The organism is Nitrospira sp. KM1 (assembly GCF_011405515.1).
Lineage (GTDB): Bacteria > Nitrospirota > Nitrospiria > Nitrospirales > Nitrospiraceae > Nitrospira_C.
Map to the genome: position 1 here is coordinate 873,426 of NZ_AP022671.1, position 16,432 is coordinate 889,857.

The 16,432-nt window shown below is 56.4% G+C and carries 18 protein-coding genes; 8 read left to right on the plus strand and 10 right to left on the minus strand.

The window, feature by feature from the left end; all coding sequences use genetic code 11:
• Positions 1 to 186: 186 nt before the first annotated feature.
• Complete coding sequence (locus W02_RS04070) at positions 187 to 495, minus strand: MTH1187 family thiamine-binding protein (protein WP_173045045.1); 309 nt, start codon at positions 493 to 495, stop codon at positions 187 to 189.
• Positions 496 to 515: 20 nt separating this feature from the next.
• Complete coding sequence (locus tag W02_RS04075) at positions 516 to 1,166, minus strand: bifunctional precorrin-2 dehydrogenase/sirohydrochlorin ferrochelatase (protein WP_173045047.1); 651 nt, start codon at positions 1,164 to 1,166, stop codon at positions 516 to 518.
• Between the two features lie 139 nt (positions 1,167 to 1,305).
• Here W02_RS04075 and W02_RS04080 point away from each other — a divergent pair, with 139 nt between their 5' ends.
• Entirely contained in the window at positions 1,306 to 1,761 is a 456-nt protein-coding gene (locus W02_RS04080) for a hypothetical protein (RefSeq protein ID WP_173045049.1), read from the plus strand.
• A gap of 142 nt (positions 1,762 to 1,903) precedes the next feature.
• Here the strand turns inward: W02_RS04080 and W02_RS04085 are convergent, their stop codons facing one another.
• The gene (locus W02_RS04085; protein WP_173045051.1) at positions 1,904 to 2,449 is read right to left on the minus strand and encodes an HNH endonuclease; all 546 of its coding nucleotides are present in this window, start codon (positions 2,447 to 2,449) and stop codon (positions 1,904 to 1,906) included.
• Positions 2,450 to 2,592: 143 nt separating this feature from the next.
• Between W02_RS04085 and W02_RS04090 the strand changes: the two genes are divergently transcribed.
• On the plus strand, positions 2,593 to 2,931 hold the full coding sequence (locus W02_RS04090) for a Rieske 2Fe-2S domain-containing protein (protein WP_173045053.1): 339 nt from the start codon (positions 2,593 to 2,595) through the stop codon (positions 2,929 to 2,931).
• Here W02_RS04090 and W02_RS04095 read toward each other — a convergent pair.
• The gene (locus W02_RS04095; RefSeq protein WP_173045055.1) at positions 2,924 to 3,406 is read right to left on the minus strand and encodes a hypothetical protein; all 483 of its coding nucleotides are present in this window, start codon (positions 3,404 to 3,406) and stop codon (positions 2,924 to 2,926) included. The two genes, W02_RS04090 and W02_RS04095, sit on opposite strands and share 8 nt — an antisense overlap.
• Before the next feature lie 186 nt (positions 3,407 to 3,592).
• Here W02_RS04095 and W02_RS04100 point away from each other — a divergent pair, with 186 nt between their 5' ends.
• Genes W02_RS04100 through W02_RS04110 form a run of 3 tightly spaced genes read left to right on the plus strand, consistent with a single transcriptional unit; the run spans position 3,593 to position 4,943 of the window.
• Positions 3,593 to 4,042, plus strand: a complete 450-nt coding sequence (locus W02_RS04100) for a gamma-glutamylcyclotransferase family protein (RefSeq protein WP_173045057.1) — start codon at positions 3,593 to 3,595, stop codon at positions 4,040 to 4,042.
• A 40-nt stretch (positions 4,043 to 4,082) separates the two neighbouring features.
• On the plus strand, positions 4,083 to 4,409 hold the full coding sequence (locus tag W02_RS04105; RefSeq protein ID WP_173045059.1) for a ferredoxin: 327 nt from the start codon (positions 4,083 to 4,085) through the stop codon (positions 4,407 to 4,409).
• Between the two features lie 21 nt (positions 4,410 to 4,430).
• The gene (locus W02_RS04110; RefSeq protein WP_173045061.1) at positions 4,431 to 4,943 is read left to right on the plus strand and encodes a molybdenum cofactor biosynthesis protein B; all 513 of its coding nucleotides are present in this window, start codon (positions 4,431 to 4,433) and stop codon (positions 4,941 to 4,943) included.
• Positions 4,944 to 5,434: 491 nt separating this feature from the next.
• Here W02_RS04110 and W02_RS04115 read toward each other — a convergent pair whose 3' ends face one another.
• From W02_RS04115 to W02_RS04125, 3 genes are all read right to left on the minus strand, one after another.
• Positions 5,435 to 5,872 carry a cyclic nucleotide-binding/CBS domain-containing protein gene (locus W02_RS04115; protein ID WP_173045063.1) on the minus strand — a complete coding sequence of 146 codons (438 nt, stop codon included), beginning with the start codon at positions 5,870 to 5,872 and terminating at the stop codon, positions 5,435 to 5,437.
• A gap of 137 nt (positions 5,873 to 6,009) precedes the next feature.
• Positions 6,010 to 7,038 carry a zinc-binding dehydrogenase gene (locus W02_RS04120; protein WP_173045065.1) on the minus strand — a complete coding sequence of 343 codons (1,029 nt, stop codon included), beginning with the start codon at positions 7,036 to 7,038 and terminating at the stop codon, positions 6,010 to 6,012.
• A gap of 646 nt (positions 7,039 to 7,684) precedes the next feature.
• The gene (locus W02_RS04125) at positions 7,685 to 8,617 is read right to left on the minus strand and encodes a PhzF family phenazine biosynthesis protein (RefSeq protein ID WP_173045067.1); all 933 of its coding nucleotides are present in this window, start codon (positions 8,615 to 8,617) and stop codon (positions 7,685 to 7,687) included.
• A 287-nt stretch (positions 8,618 to 8,904) separates the two neighbouring features.
• Here W02_RS04125 and W02_RS04130 point away from each other — a divergent pair, with 287 nt between their 5' ends.
• Both W02_RS04130 and W02_RS04135 read left to right on the plus strand, forming a co-directional pair.
• Positions 8,905 to 9,567, plus strand: coding sequence for a TIGR02466 family protein (locus W02_RS04130; RefSeq protein ID WP_173045069.1), 663 nt, complete (start codon positions 8,905 to 8,907; stop codon positions 9,565 to 9,567).
• Between the two features lie 126 nt (positions 9,568 to 9,693).
• A complete protein-coding gene (locus W02_RS04135) occupies positions 9,694 to 10,530 on the plus strand; it encodes an aminoglycoside phosphotransferase family protein (RefSeq protein WP_173045071.1) in 837 nt (278 codons plus the stop codon).
• A 252-nt stretch (positions 10,531 to 10,782) separates the two neighbouring features.
• On the opposite strand, the gene W02_RS04140 is transcribed toward W02_RS04135, so the two are convergent.
• Positions 10,783 to 12,033, minus strand: a complete 1,251-nt coding sequence (locus W02_RS04140) for a hypothetical protein (RefSeq protein WP_173045073.1) — start codon at positions 12,031 to 12,033, stop codon at positions 10,783 to 10,785.
• A 58-nt stretch (positions 12,034 to 12,091) separates the two neighbouring features.
• Here W02_RS04140 and W02_RS04145 point away from each other — a divergent pair, with 58 nt between their 5' ends.
• Positions 12,092 to 12,349 carry a hypothetical protein gene (locus W02_RS04145; RefSeq protein WP_173045075.1) on the plus strand — a complete coding sequence of 86 codons (258 nt, stop codon included), beginning with the start codon at positions 12,092 to 12,094 and terminating at the stop codon, positions 12,347 to 12,349.
• A gap of 69 nt (positions 12,350 to 12,418) precedes the next feature.
• Here W02_RS04145 and W02_RS04150 read toward each other — a convergent pair whose 3' ends face one another.
• Both W02_RS04150 and W02_RS04155 read right to left on the minus strand, forming a co-directional pair.
• Entirely contained in the window at positions 12,419 to 14,374 is a 1,956-nt protein-coding gene (locus W02_RS04150; protein ID WP_173045077.1) for a radical SAM protein, read from the minus strand.
• A gap of 150 nt (positions 14,375 to 14,524) precedes the next feature.
• The gene (locus tag W02_RS04155) at positions 14,525 to 16,426 is read right to left on the minus strand and encodes a B12-binding domain-containing radical SAM protein (protein WP_173045079.1); all 1,902 of its coding nucleotides are present in this window, start codon (positions 16,424 to 16,426) and stop codon (positions 14,525 to 14,527) included.
• Positions 16,427 to 16,432 lie beyond the last annotated feature (6 nt).

Consider the following 16,432-nt stretch of genomic DNA (forward strand, 5'->3'; position numbering starts at 1 on the left):
GAGAGGCCGACAATCAGGCGCACGTTTCAGACCCATGTCCGAAAGCTTACCAGAAAAATCGAGAAATCCCAGCGGATCTGACAAATCCGTCGCACGAAGAATGCCTCGCCGCATCCATACATTTTCTGATGAGCGAACGGATGGTGAAGAATTATTCTGGAGAACTGTTCAGCGAGATGGCGAGGCTTACGTCCGGACCGATCTCTTCAAACGACGTTCCACGCTCTGCACTTTGCTCGAAAGCCGGCCGCTGTGTCCCTTGCGGTAATCGATCTTGATCGAGCAGGAAATCCTATTGCAATCTTTTTTCATCCGCGCATAGCACTGTTCCACGACCGCCATCACATCGTGCCACTCCCCCTCCAGCACCGTCCCCATCGGGTTGAGCCGATATGCGACACCGCTCTTGTCGACGATATCCAGCGACCTGGCGACATATTTGCCGACGCTCTCGCTCTTCCCCAACGGCGACATGCTGAACTCGAGCAGGACCATATCTGCAGGCTCCTCGTCAATTATTGAGTAATACTTCCGGCCTTCTCGCCGGTCCGATGATCAGTCCAGACTTTTGGATATTGCACTTTCCCCAGTAGCCGAAATCCATCCAGCGCTTCCCGCAGCATCGCGCGCCGCTTTTCGGCGTCAGGCTCCGATGCCTTCGCCTGCTCACGAAGCTGTCCCAGCCAGTCGACGAAGGACACGAACTCGCCGTCGAGAATTCGTTCCAGATCTTCCTTCATGAACCACGACAACGCCGGGGCCATGCCACTGGTGCTGATCGCAACCCGCGCATGCCCGGAGGCGACAACCGCCGGCATGTTCACATTCGAGGCTTCAGGAAAATCGACCGACCACAAGAGAAACTTCTTTTCACGGGCTTTGGCGAACAACGTCCGCGCGAATTCCTTGTCCCCGCGCACGGTGTTCAGCACCAGGATCGCGCTCTCCAGATCCGTCTCGCGGAAATGCCGTCCACGATGGATGACCTTGGCCGAGGCCGCCAGGTCTTTCAATTTCTCATGCAGCGTTGGCGCGACAACCGTGACTTTCGCTCCCGCGTCCAACAATCGCTGACTCTTATCCGCCGCTTCCTCGTCTCCCCCGAGCACGAGCACGGGATAACCTTTGACGTCGAGAGACACGGGAAACCCTGGGTTCGCAGCCATGCCGACACCTCCTCGCTTGCAACAAAGCGATATCATACAACAGCCGCTTTTCGTGCGTAAACCATGATCTCCCCTTTTCGAAACGACCTCTGTATAATGCGCCCTCTTGTCTGGAAGTTGACGAGAGGAACTGCGCCCCATGGCCAAAATGGAAATGCGTACGCTCGGCTTCGCGGGAAGCATCATCGGCTTCGCCGCCCTCGCGGCCTGGTTTGGACTCGTGCATAGCTGTGATCCGCAGAGCGGAGAACCGGTCATCGCAGGGCGTGTTCTCATTGCCCCCGAGTTGGCGAACCAAGTGCGTCCGACAGACGTCCTCTTTGTCATCGTCCGTCGCCCGGGTGGAACTCCACGGCCGGTCGCCGCCAAACGGATCGACAATCCCACCTTCCCGGCTTCGTTCGAGATCACGAATGCCGATGTGATGGTGCAGGGATCGGAACTGCGCGGGATGGTCGATGTGGTCGCCCGGTTGGATCGAGACGGTCAGGCCGGTCCGGCTCAACCCGGAGACATCGAAGGACGATACGCCAGAAATCCCACGTTACCAGGCGGCCGCGATTTTGAAGTAATTCTGGATACAGTAAAGCAGTGAGAGGAAGGTGCTATCGCCTAGGTCGTTCAAACAAGCTTTTCGGCAAGGCCGCAGCAAGCGAAAGTTGAGTCGTACTCCCTTCGTACGTCGAAACCTTGAGCGTAGCGAGAACGCCGCTGACAACTTGTTTCAACAACCTAATTCAGGGACCGGAGGGATCGGCATCCAACTCCATATTCCAGTACAAGTAGTCGCGCCAGCTTTCGGGAGTATTTCTGATACCAATGGTGATCGTGACAATCGGGCTCCAGCGTGGCTTGACCGGCCGCTTAACGAGTCGCATCCCCGCCTCCTCCGGCGTGCGCCCGCTCTTTCTATTATTGCAACGCCAGCAGGCGGTCACAATATTTTCCCACGTCTTTCGTCCGCCTTTGGCGATCGGGGTCACATGATCGAAGGTGAGTTCCTCGGTCCGGAATCGGTTCCGGCAATACTGGCAGGTATACCCGTCGCGCGTAAAGATATTGATGCGGGAAAATTTGACCGCCCTGTGGCTGTCTTTCAGTCGAACCAGCTTGAGAAGGCGCATGACGGAAGGAAGCTTGAACGAAATCGATACTCCGTGGACCTCGCGGTCGTATACCTCGAGAACTTCAACCTTTCCCTGCCACAGGAGCGCGATTGCTTTTTGCCAATGAACGACACGAAGGGGTTCGTAGGTTGAATTGAGCAGGAGGGTCATTTCCATTAGGAAACCTCATTCCCAACCGAGGCTCCTTTGTATGAGGGCCTTCCATCGGTCTGGGTACGCTCTGTTAAATCTAATGCCATAAGCCGACCGTGAAATCAAGCTGGGGCTGAATCTCCGGCCAAGCCAATCAGGATATACGTATGAGCCAAGTCCCCATCCTGCAAGACTTTGTCACCGTCGCGAAAGTGGATGAGATCCCTCCCGGAACCGGACGGACCGTGGATGTCAAAGGCGTTTGGATCGCGCTGTTCAACGTCGACGGAACATTTTATGCGGTCGACAATGCATGTCCCCATGCCGGCGGTCCGCTGGGCGAAGGTCATCTCACGGGCGACATGATCGAATGCCCCTGGCATGGCTGGTCATTCAGCGTGCGAACCGGCGAGCGTCGAGGCAACTCGAACATCACCGTCGCTTGCTGCCCTGTGCGCATCGAAGGAGACTGCGTGCAGATCGCCCTGCCGCCCGGCTTTATCTGACGCCTGGGAACTGAGGAACGGCCGGACCGGGAGTCGATTCCGGCTCCGGAGCCTTCGGCGTGATACCATCAGCCGGTAATGAAGCCGCGTTCACTCTATTCAACGACAGGTTGGCGTGCCAGATGAATTCGCGTTCGAACCACTGTCCCGTCGCCCCCTGATCCCGCAGCTGAATTCTGATCTCGTACATATCGCCGTCTACTTGCTTCACACGCCACTCCCCCAGTCTGGCGTTCAGGCCCCGATCCTTCATGGCCCGAACGTGTTCGGTCATGGCCTGGAGGATGGTCGGATATCCTTGCGCGCGATGCGTTTGAACAAGGGCGAGGGCGTCGGCTGCGCGCCGATCGAGCATGGGATTCACCGTCGGCGGCTTGTTCCAAACAAAATACACCACCCCGAGCAGGAGAATCGCGACGACTGCGTAATGGATGATTTTGACCATGCAGTGTGAACGGCAGCGACCGATTCGCATCTTAGAAAGTCATCTCGCATGAAGTCAATCTGCCGCGATGCCCATCGAGGAAATTGTCAGCAGCCTGATCGAACCCTATCCGGGTCCTCGTGCGGCTTGTGCCAAATAAACAGGGTATGTTACAAGTACCGGCTTGATAATAGAATGAGTCTTTCTGCAGTTTCATCTTCCAGCTAATGGACACATATGAAATTTTTTCTCTACGGCGACAATCTCAACCCGACACAACTTAAGCGGCGGGCGCCTGAACACAAGTTCGAGATGCTGGCTACGCTTCCCGACCATACTATCCAGTTTTCCCGTTGGTCGTCTCAATGGCGCTGCGGCCTCGCCAACATCGTCCCGTCGCCGGGAGAGAAAGTGTGGGGAGCCGTATTCGATGTGACGGATGAGGATCTCAAGATACTGGATCAATTCGAAGAGGACGTTCCGCCAGGCGCCTACCGCCATGTGCAGGTCACGGTGTTGACCGATGCCGGCGAGAAAATTCTGGTGACGACCTATGCGGCCACTCCAGTGGGAAAGTTCAAGCCGAAGGACCACTACCTGGACTGGGTCGTGAAAGGGCTCAAACACTGGAAACTGCCGGAAGACTGCATGGCGCAATGGCAAACCTATCGTCCACGCGCTGATTGAACATTCCCCTGCGTCCGACTATTGAAGAGAAAGGATTTCCATGCCAAAACCCAAATACCACATCGTCGTGTGCACGAATGCCAGACCTCCCGGCCATCCCAAACCGTCCTGTGGGGGACAGGGGTCCGGCCAACTGCTCATGGCATTCAACATGGGTCTGATGCAGCGCGGCGTCATGCCGGGAGAGGTGTTGGTCAGCGGCTCTTCCTGCTTAGGCCCTTGCGAACAAGGTCCGACCGTCGTGGTCTATCCGGATGGAACGTGGTATTCGAAGGTGACCGAGGGAGATGTCGCCACCATCCTCGATGAGCACATCAAGGGCGGCAAGCCCGCGGCGAAGCTTAATCCCGACGCCGTTTGGAAGTAGCGTCTCGTCATCGACCTAACCATGGCACTCTCTACGGATCATGAACACAAGTCGCATGCACCCAAATCAATTGGGTGCATGGTGATCACCTGTAGCGACACCCGTACGCCCGACACCGACACGAGCGGCCGGCTCATTCAGAATCTTTTAAAGGGAAAAGGGCACACGATTGCCGCCTACCATCTCGTCAAAGACGAGCCGGCACAGATCAAAGAACGCGTGTCTGCCGCGCTATCGAACGAGGCCGTGCAGGCAATTATTATCAACGGCGGGACCGGCATCTCAAGGCGAGATTCCACCTTCGAAGCTGTGGACGCCATGCTCGAGAAACGGCTGGACGGGTTCGGCGAGGTGTTCCGCTATCTCACCTATATGGACATCGGCTCTCCTGCCATCATGAGCAGGGCGACTGCCGGCATCATCAAGGGGCGCGTGCTGTTTTCAACACCCGGGTCAGAGAACGCCGTGCGGCTGGCGATGGAAAAGCTCATTCTTCCGGAGCTCGGCCACCTCATCAAAGAACTCACCAAGTAACCCGCTTCAATACCCCGATTCTGGCGGTTGTTTGCAGGCATGACTGTGAACGGCCGATCGTTGAGGATGCTCGAATCGGTTTCTGCCCTCACCCTCCCACGCCCCAGCGCGGCGGGACGCGCTTCTCACCAGGCAAGGCAGTGAGCCCGGCGACTGAGGGGGTATTGCCTTGCGTGTGGCAGCAAGCAAATCTAAGGCTGGTTAAAACGACGTTCGGCAAGGCTAAAATCAATGTCAGAGGATGCTCAAAACGGTTTCTGCTATCACCCTCCCACCCCACCGCGCCGAGACGCGCTTCTCACCAGGCAAGGCCGCAGGGACTCCGGCGACTGGGGGGTATTGCCTTGCGTGTGGCAGCAAACAAATCTAAGGCTGGTTAAAACGACTTTGGGCAAGGCCGCAGCGAGCGAAGGCCCGAGGCGTACGTTGTTTGGTACGTTGAGGGTCTGAGCGATGCGAGAACGAAGCCGAAAGTCGTTTTAAACAGCCGATCAGTCCTGAGCGATCTTGGGTTCAGAGTACTCCGTCACCGCCTGCGCAATGTTCGATTGCGCATACCGTTTGTAACACCGAAGCAAGTCGCGCACCGAAATGACGCCGACGATATCGCCGCCATTTGTCACACCGAGGTGACGAATGCCCAGATCGCCCATCATGTCTTGTGCATCGTCGACCGGTCGATTGCCTTCGATCGTGCAGATCGGCGACGTCATGATGTCTTCGACCGTCAAGCTGTTCAGACTTTTATTGGTAGGCACAGCTTTACGGACAATGTCGGTATCGGTGACGATTCCAACCCATCGCTTGCCTTTTTTCACGAAGAGCGAGCCCAGCCGCGCGGCCTTCATCGTCTTCGCGGCGCTGCGGACAGAGGTTCCCGGACCGACGGTTTTTGGATTCTTCGTCATGAACCGAGCGACTGTGGACATAGGCTCCTCCTTTCGCCAAAAAACCTTTCAGAAAAGAACTCCCAACACCTGTTCATTGTAACGCTAAAAACTCGAATGGAAACATATCTTGAGACATTTTTACGAGGGAACACAGCCGAAGCCCTATCCACAACCGGTCACACGGTCAATACGATCTTACCAAAAAACTTCCTGCTCAGAAGCTGCTGCTGCGCCGCCTTGGCTTCGCTCAACGGATAGGTCCGGTCGATGACCGGCTTCAGCTTTCCTTGTCCGAACAGCTCTGTCGCCTTCACTAACTCAGCTCTTGTCCCCATATAAGACCCTTTAATCACAAACTGGCGGGAATAGACATAGCGCAGATCCAGCTTCACATCCGCCCCGGTGGTAGCCCCGCAGGTAATCAACCGACCGCCTTTGGCCAGCGAGGAGAGACAGTTTTCCCAAACAGCCGGACCGATATGTTCGATCACGACGTCTACGCCTCGGCCCTCGGTCAGCAGCTTCACCCGTTCGGCTACTTTCTCGGTACTATGGTTGATGACGGCATGAGCGCCCAGCAGGACCGCTTTGGGAGTCTTCTCGTCCGAGCCGACAGTCGTAATCACGCGCGCGCCCGCGAGATGTGCCATCTGCACGGCAACACTGCCCACTCCGCTTCCGGCCCCCATGATCAGCACGGTCTCCCCGTGCTCGAGCTGTGCCTGGGCAAACAGCATATGCGCTGCCGTGACCGACACGAGCGGAAAAGACGCAGCCTCCTCGAACGACAGGTTGGAAGGGATCGGCAGCACATTGCGAAACGGCACTTTGACATACTCGGCGTAACCCCCGTAGGTCATCGCGCCGATGAGAGCATACGAACGGCAAAAGTTATCACGCCCTGCCAGGCATTCGTTGCATCGCCAACAGCTTATACCGGGCGACACCAAGACGCGGTCCCCCACGGCCACGTTATCCACCTGCCCGCCCACGGCCTCCACAATTCCGGCGATGTCGGAGCCTGGCACATGCGGGAGCGGCATCGGATAGGCGGGATTCCCCTGCCTGATCCAAATGTCCAAATGGTTCAGCGCACAGGCTTTCACCCGAACCAGCACGTCCTGCATTCCAATTTCCGGCTTCGGAAGATCTTCGTAACTGAGCTTCTCGGGCCCGCCATGCTCACGAAACAAGACAGCCTTCATATTGTCACCCTTTAAATGCGTCTAGATGAAAGACGATTCATCTCTTCACGCCATGTCTTCTCTGTGATTTACTCTGCCCTCCATTACCCGTTGAGCGTTCAGCATTATCGAGGGCCGGCATGTCTGGCCCCATCGTCCGGAGGATCAAGGTATCCTTCGAGGCTCTGCCGTCATCTCATCCTCTCTTCAAAGTTCTGCAGAACGGGTAGCGTCGATCAGGACCCATCTCACTCACCCACCCACCCACGCTGTTCCGCGCCAGGACGCGGAACCTACCCATCTCACCCACCCCACCCTGTTCCGCGCCAGGACGCGGAACCTACCCATCTCACCCACCCCACCCTGTTCCGCGCCAGGACGCGGAACCTACCCATCTCACCCACCCCACCCTGTTCCGCGCCAGGACGCGGAACCTACCCAACCGCCCGCAACGAGGCTCCCCGCACCGAGCGAGGGTGAGACGCACGCGACTTGTGCCGAGGCTCGGGCACCGTACCGCTGAAACGCTTTCCCCCATTCAAACAGGATGATCAAAACGTCATGTAACAAGGCCGCAGGAAGCGAAAACTCTGAGGCGTACTCTTTGCCGTACGTCGAGGGGTTGCAGCGACCGAGAACGAAGTTAGATGGCGTTTTCATCATCCTCCTAAAACGACAACGTCCCTTCAACCACCATCACCACCTCTCCCCCCACCTTCACCGTCTGAATCGCATCGTCATCGGAAAGTACTTGCACATAGATCTGCGACGGCCGTTCCATCTCATAGCCCTGCTCGATCGTGATCTCCGTGATCGGCCCCACTTCGACGACGCCGTTTTGAACGAGATAGGCGCCGATCGCCCCGCTCGCGCTGCCGGTTGCCGGATCTTCGGGGATGCCGATTGAGGGTGCAAACATTCTGGTGTGGATGGTCGCGGACGGCTCTACCGTCACGGTTGTGAACACCATGATGCCGTTGGCCCCATACCGGCGGCAAACTTCCACGATCGCGGCCGGATCCGGCCGGATCGACCGGACGGCCGTCAGCGTGCGCACGGGCACGATCAGCACAGGCAGCCCGGTGGATACGACTTCGAGCGGCCACTTGGCATCCGAGATCACGTGTTTGGACAGTCCCAGCGCGCTGGCGACTTTGTAGAGATCCTCCGCGTCTTCAATAGTTCCGAGGAACTGAGGTTCAGGCTGAGTCATCACCACACGCGACAGTTTGCCATCCTGCTGATGCAGTTCGACCGGGAATAGCCCGATGTTGCATTCCTGTACGACGCGCGTGACGGGCTCGGGGGCGGCAATCAGGCCGAGCTGGTTCAGGATGTGAAACGTACCGATCACCGGATGGCCGGCGAACGGAATCTCTTGCGTCGGGGTAAAGATCCTGAGCTTGACGATGGCGGCCGGATCCGTCGGCGGAAAGACGAACACCGTCTCGGAAAGATTCATCTCGCGGGCAATCTGCTGCAACTCATCGTCGGTCAACCCTCCGGATTCGGGAAATACCGCGACCGGATTGCCGCCAAACGGCTGCGTTGTGAAGACATCGGCCTGATAAAATTTCAGCGATCGACGTTCAGTTTCCATATGAGCGGCACTCTAGGTTAGAAGGAATAGGCCTGTCAAACAGCTGATACCCAAACGTAGACTCATCACGTTTATCCTGATGATAATCGGCCCGAACTGCCTGGTTGCCCAAGATCACTGCGTCCTTTCCATTCAACGGCTTGTTCACGCGGCCGATCATAGCATGCAGGGCCGTCCGTTGCGCCTTTTACTCATGGGTTGCCCCTAGGCCCTTTCCCTCGGGTTGACTTGGCTTTTCTCAAAATTTATCCTCTCGGGCTTATATATCCAACGCGTGTGGGACGCGTATGGCCCGCCAACTCGATTTGAGCGTTCGGCCTATCTTTTCGACACCGCTTCTGGTGTTCGCAGTCCCCGACTGTGCCTGCATCAACCAGGAACTCAAGCAAGCCGTCCTCGATCACGAATCCACGCAGCTGACCTATGCCGACCGCGAAGTCATCGGCTGGTCGTCACCGCACGACATGTCCATGATGGAATGGGCCGGCAAACCGCTCAAGCAGTTGTTCGACGCCGTCACGCAGGTCGCGGAATTGGCGACCGAGTTCTCCGGCCGCACCGGGAGAACGGCACAACATCCGCACTGGCAGGTCGTCGAAATCTGGTCCAATGTGCAGCGCAACGGCGGCACCAATGGATACCATGCGCATCCCGGATCGTACTGGTCGGGCGTCTACTACGTCGATGTCGGTGATATCACCGACATGGAGGACAAGGGAGGTGAACTGCAGCTCTTCGATCCACGCGGCTGCCTGCCCCGCATGCTGGCCCCGTACCTGCGCTACTCCCTTCCCGAACTTCACGATGCCGGCAATACGATCTCCTTCACGCCGGCCACCGGACAATGCGTCATGTTCCCAGGCTGGCAGCACCACGCCGTCGCACCCTACAAAGGCGTGGCTCCCCGCATCAGCGTGGCCTTCAATCTCGAACCGATCCTGAATAAGTAAGCAACCCGCCACAGTTTGACGCATCGACAATTTTGACAACCTTGGCCTATCACGCGCAAAGCTCAAAAATTTATGGTTGAATGAACCGGATCAATCCGTCCAGCTCTCTGTAAACGACGGTCCTACGTGACACCAGCTCAAGACAGACGACGATCAGAAGTAGAACAGTATTGTCAGAAGTGGGCCCTATCTTTGCCCTTTCAACTGGCCAGCACTCACACCAGTTACATCTATAGAGTGACTTACCTGGAGCAGCCGGCGATTCTCAAGATCCTGACTACTAAGGGACGAAAGTTTGAGGCGAATGGCTCGAGTGCACTGAAATGCTTTCATGGACACGGAGCCGTCAAACTGATCGATTTTGATGTGGGAGCCATGTTGTTGGAATATCTCGACGGAGGCGAATTGTCGAACCTTGTAAAGCAAGGGCTGGATTCTCGTGCCGCACGCATCATCTGTGATGTCTTGGACGATCTCCATCGCTATGCAGGCGAGATTCCCTCGGGAATACAAGATTTGCAACACGAATTCGAATCGTTATTCGCGCGGGCCAGAGGCGAAAAGACGGATTCCGTCTTCCGGAACACAGCGGCGGTGGCGGAGAGACTAATCTCGACAGAATCGAATAAGAGGCTCCTGCACGGCGACATTCATCATGGCAATATCTTGAAGAGTGCATCGCGCGGATGGGTCGCGATCGATCCTCAGGGTCTATTCGGCGAAAGGACCTATGACGTGGCAAACTCATTTTTCAATCCGGACGAAGTCCCTCATGTAGTGGCAACGAGAGAAAGGATCGACTCGCTTGCCACAATCTTTTCCGAACGCCTAGAGGTCGATAAGTCGAGAGTCCTCCAGTTTGCCTATGCCCATGGCGGCCTCAGCGCTTCATGGCACCTTGACGACGGTGAAAATCCACAGTGGCGCTTGAGAATGACTTCCCTCATCGAGACACTTCTGTAAGACATCACATCCAAAGCCCCTCCAATCAGTAGGCGCGAATTGGTGATCGTCCAGTGTCCCGACCCGAGGCATACGCTGTTCTGTATGTCTAGTGTCCGGACGATGTAAAAATGAAGGCCCGATGCCATCCTGGCGGACAAGTTGCGGAATATTGGAATGGCTCTCAGCGAGGCTGCAACGAGCGAACTGTCGAGGCGTACTTTGTTTGTACGTCGAGCCATTGAGCGACGTGAGATCAAAGCTGAGAGGCTTTTACAGCATTCCGTCAGGCGGGATGGAGAGGGATTCATAGGATTGGACTAGCGGATTCGCCACGTAATCTTCCACATAATTCTTCAGCAGGCAGTTTCTCCACAGCAGCTTATTGGCAAGTCGGGTATCGATCTTGTGCAGAACCGTCACCTTCACGCCTGTTTTTCTGGTGAACTGTTCCGGCGAGACGCCGCCGATGTCCGTATAAAGGCCGCGGCCGGATTGCATCATACACTTGGGCACGTGAATGCGCTTCTGCGTCGTGACTCTTCTGGCGATATCGTCGAACGTCAGGAGCACCGAACAGTCGGAATCCCCGCCCAGCGTCGCGTTCGGCACCATCAGGTATCTGGCACGGTTCTTCCGGTACATGTTCAGCACCTTGTAGACGCTCTTCGCCATCACCACGGTATCTTTCTTTTCCAGTTCGAGCGAATCGAACGCGCTGACGATGCGCTTGCGGTTCATGAACGCCGTAATCGGTGCCTCTGTCTGGATCGTCTGGACGTTCGGCAATCCCTTGTCGTACAGGCGGCGCGATTCATCCGGCAGGAACTTCCTGCCCTGCCGCATCAAATCCGCGGTTGGTTCCTTGATTCCTTTCACCGGCGTGAGGCAACCCATCCAGAGCACGCACTTCTGATTGACCGTCGAAATCATCTCCGCGTCTTTCGACATCGTGTGCGCGTCGAACGAATAGAAATTTGCCGATGACACGGCCGGTCCATCCAAGACCTTCAAGAGGTGCTTCACCGACGGCGCATGCGGCATGAGCCGCTGGCGGTACTCGCTGAGCGTGATCACCGAGAGTTCGAAGTTGATCCGTCCCGGATACTTCGCCGCAAGCTGATGGATCTTCGGCACATGCACGTAGCCGACCGTAAAGAACGTGATGTTCTTGTCCGTGGAGACCAAAAAGTCCTCGACCCATTCCATCGCCTTGGGATGGAGGAACAGGTCGGTCCACTCCATATATTCGTTGCCGCCGAGACACCAGTACTGCATCGGATCGGTCGGCTTCTTGTTGATATAGTCGAGGATGAACTTCCAATCCTCGTCGGTCGTCTTCGGCGGATCGAGCGTTTCGCGATAGGAATGGTCGATCTCGTAGCAGAATTCGCACTTCACCGGACAAGTCTTGCCGAGGCTGATCGGGATCTTCCCGCCGTCCAACTCGCGGATCAGGACGTCCCGGTAATCCTTGTTCCTGAAAATGGGAGGCGCCTGGAGAATCGGCAGTTGCGTGGACATGAAGATGGTTTCAGCTGGTTGACAGACTCACTGAGGTTTCGCCAGACTCCGGATGACCATGGAACCGCCCGACGACTCGGTCGCACAGGCTTTGGCACTCTTCGAACTCACCCTGCCTCTGACCATCAAGCAGCTCACCTACAAGCGTCGCGAACTGCTGCATACGTGGTATCCCGCCCGCTACGCCAACCTCACCAACAACCCGAGAAAGTACATGCAAATGTACAAGCAGGCCGAGGAGATGACCAAGAACATCGAAGAGGCCTACGCTGTGCTGTCCGCATTTCTTGCATCGTCCGATAAGCCTACGACGTAACTCTCAAGGATGCTCAAAACGGCATCTCACAAGGCCGCAGGCGAATTCAAAACCGCAGGCAACATCCTTTCACGAGCCGACTCCGTGGCTCATCACACGCCCCATCCCCTCCTTGCCGTCTTCTCCCTCGCCCATCGAAACCGGCCACGTCACCAACCCCGAGACGCTATCCGACGATCCGACCGTCTGCCGTTGCGCATAGATCTGCGGTAGTTTGTTCGTGCCGAACTTCGAGATATACAGGAATACATGCTCGCGCGCGTTCACACGCACGGCCCAGGGCTGGAAATCGTTCCTGTAGAATTCTTCGCACAGCTGCATCGCATCCAGGCATGAAATCCCGACCGGCTCATTCAGCGTGTAGTAGTAGTCCAGCGGCAGGTCGTACTCTTCCTGCTTGTGGATCGTAATGCCGAACTTGTCCGGATTTCGTACCATCGGTGTGTGCCGGTACGCCACGAAGTAGAACAGCTCCACCGAATGGATCACCGGCTGGTTGTCGATGACGAACTGCCTGGTTTCAAGCGCCTCATCCCGCGTCTCGCCGGGGAACCCATAAAAGGCCATCACGTGATTCCAGATCCCCGCCTTCGCAGCTTGATGGAGATTATTCCGGATCACGCTCTTCTTGGCATGCTTGTCCATGAGATTCAGCACACGCTCGTTCGCCGACTCCATGCCGTAATAGAGCGTGCAGCACCCGGCCTTCGCGGCAAGGTCCCACACGGCTTGATCTTGTAGCGTCTCTTCGAACCGGATCAGCGTCGTCCATTTGATACCGACGTTCTGGTCCACGAGCATCTGCGAGACCCTCTTGAAGAGCGCCGGCGGATAGGACTCGTCGGCAAAGAGAAAGTGCCGGCACTGATACTTGTCGCGCAGCGCCTTTACCTGCTCGACGACCAACTGCGCTGTCATGCCGCGGTATTGATCGAAGTAGCCCTGCCCGTGATCGCAAAATGTACAACGTCCCCAGTAGCACCCGCGCGTTGCAAGATAGGGAATGATCCTCTCGGGCACGAAGTAATGATCGAGCGGGAAGCCGTCGAAGTCGGGAAGCGGTAGAGCCGTCGTCTTCTCTGTATAGACCTCTTTGTTCTGCTGAATGCCTTCGACCGTGTGATACATCAGGTTGGGCACCGAGGCGAGATCCCGCTGGCCGTTCAACGCTTCGATCAACCAGAGCAATGCATGTTCACCCTCATAAAGAATAGCAGAATCAAATACTTCCCCAAAAAACCTCTCGTGGTTAGGCAACTCTTCTTGTAGTCTGGTGATCACATTGCCGCCGACCACGATGTGCACATGCGGAAAGGTCTCCTTGATCATCTTGCAGAACGTAAATCCCGCGATGAGCTGCATCTGCGTGCCGATCGAGATGCCGACCACGCTCGGCTTCTCCTTGCTCACCGACGGCAGCACAAGCTGATTGCAGATGTCGCGGTATACATTCACTTGTTCATCGCCGAGACATGCAAAAAGTTCCTTCGAGACGCCGGGCCTGTAGCCAAGATTGCTTTCCATCGGATAGAACACGAGCGAAGCCGGATAATAGGCGGCTGAAATGAACTGCATCGTTTCACGGAAAGCATTCAGCGCAGCTTCAAGTTTATCCGCTTCATAAAAGTGCTGTCCCCGCACGACACTCTTGGCATCTTCAGCGCGAGCCGCAAGGTCGAAGACATCAAGCGTCATGACCTGCTCCAATATAGCCAGCTGACCGCCTTCCTGCTCTGTCAGCTCCCCCCGTTTCTCCTTCATCTGGAGCGCCTTCAAATGCATCGCCTGGCGTGCTCGCACCCAGATAAGGAACTCGGTCGTAAAGAAGTGATCGTACATCTCGATGTTGATGTCTCGTTGGATGACGGTATGGCCCGCAGCTCGAAGCACGGCGGTCAGTGACGGCAGCGCGAGATAGGGCGCGGTCGGCACCCATTCGGGTGGGAATAACAGCATGACCTTGGAGGTCTTGCGGTCTTCCTTCTTGATGGGGGTCAAGCCGTCGATTTGTACGAGTCCGCTCATGATGTGCAATCTAAACTTTGTCTTCCAAGATGTTCAAAACCGCTTTCCAACAAGGCCGCAGCGAGCGAGAAGGCGAGTCGTACGTTTCTCGGTACGTCGAGCCTTTGAGCGATGCGAGAACGCCGCTGGAAGTGGTTTTCAACATCGTCACTACATCTTACCAGCCAGCGTCGGCGTATGGCCCGCGATCTTAGCGGCCTGATATTGCAAATCCGGGAGTTTCGCGAGCCCGAACTTGCAGATGTAGAGAAAGATATATTCTCGAATATAGAGTCGCAGATCCCAGCCGGGGTTGTGGTTCTGCTCAAACTGCTGGAAGACCCGCTCCGCCTCTTCGATGCTCATCCCGTTCTTCACGGTAAAATAGTAGTCGAGCGCCAGGTCCCACTCCGGGTTCTTGTAGGCCGTCACGCCCCACTTCTCCGGATGTTTCGCGACCGGATTATGCCGGCCGAGATCGAACGTGCCGAACCCGAGCGAATGGACATAGTTTTTGTTCTGCTCCAGGAATTGCACCGATTGCCAGGCTTCGTCTTTCGTTTCGCCGGGGAATCCGAAAAAGCCCATACAGTGATTCCAGATGCCGGCTTCAGCTGTATACTTCAAGTGTTTCGTCATGATTTCCGTCGTCGTCGCCTTGTCCATCAACTGGAGCACCCGCTCGACGCCTGACTCATAGCCGAAGTGAAGATAGCGGCAGCCTGATTCCTTGGCATCCTGCCAGACGGTATCTTCCAAGAGGCTCTTCTCGAACCGCATGTGCGTCGTCCAATAGATACCCATCTGGGTATCGACCAGCCCGCGGGCCAACTTGCGGAACAGAGCCGGAGGATACGACTCGTCGGTGAAATGAAAATGCCGGGCGCCGTACTTGTCGCGCAGATGCTTGATCTCCGCCAGCACGTCCTGGATCTTCTTCGAGCGGTACCCGGCTGTATAGCCCTCGCCGTGGTCGCAGAATTCGCAGCGGCCCCAATAGCACCCGCGCGTGGCCAGGTACGGGAGCGTCCTCGTCGGCACGAAATACTTTTCCAGCGGCAAGCCGTCGAAATCCGGAGGCGGAAGCTCCGCCATATCTTCGGCATAGCTGAGGGCGGAGACATGAACGCCCTTGTCGTCCTTGTAAATGGTGTTAGGCACCTGGGAGAGATCCATCTTGGCGCCCACCGCGCCGACCAATTGCACGAACGCCGTCTCCCCTTCATAGACTACGGCGCTGTCGAAATACTGGAACAGCGGCGATTCGGGCAGCACATCACGCAGCCGCGTCACGGTATTGCCACCAATCGTGATGTGGATATTGGGAAAGTGCTGCTTGATCAGCGCGCAGAACGTCATGGTTGAGAAGATCTGCTGCTGCAGGACAATCGAGACCCCGATCACATCAGGTTTCTCGGCCTCGATCGCCGGCTTGACGATGTGATTGAACACGTCGCGGTAGACGTTCACTTGCTCGTCCTGGACGGCATCGATGACTTCGTTCGACGCAAAGACTTTATAGGACAGATCAGTCTCCATCGGAGGCATGCAGATCCGGGCCGGCGCGTAGACCAAAGAAATGACTGACGTGATTTCACGGAAGACTTGAATAGACCATTCTAACTTGTCGATATCGTAGAAATTATCCTGTCCACGAACGATCCGCTTTGCCTGCTCCGCTTTCTTGATCAGCTCATCGATTCGCTGCCGCGTCACCTCACACAGCGCCATCTGCACATCCATCTCGCCGTTGGTCAGCTCCCGTTTCTTGGAAAGTTTTCTAAGCCGGTCGAGCTGCTGCGGGACCCGGCGGAGGACCTTCTTCAAAAAGTCCTCGCTGAAGTACCAGTCCCACATCTCGAGGTTCACGTCTTTCTGGATGACGGTATGGCCGGCTTTCCGGAGGACGGCGGTGAGGGACGGGAGGCTGAGGTAGGGTTCGGACGGATACCAATCGGGCGGGAAGATCAGCATCACCTTCATCTTCCGGCCGCTGGTCTCGAAGGAAGTTTTGCGCTGGAGTTGGATCAGCTCGTCGGAGGCCCGCTGACCCTTGGAATACTCAATCCGCATACCGGA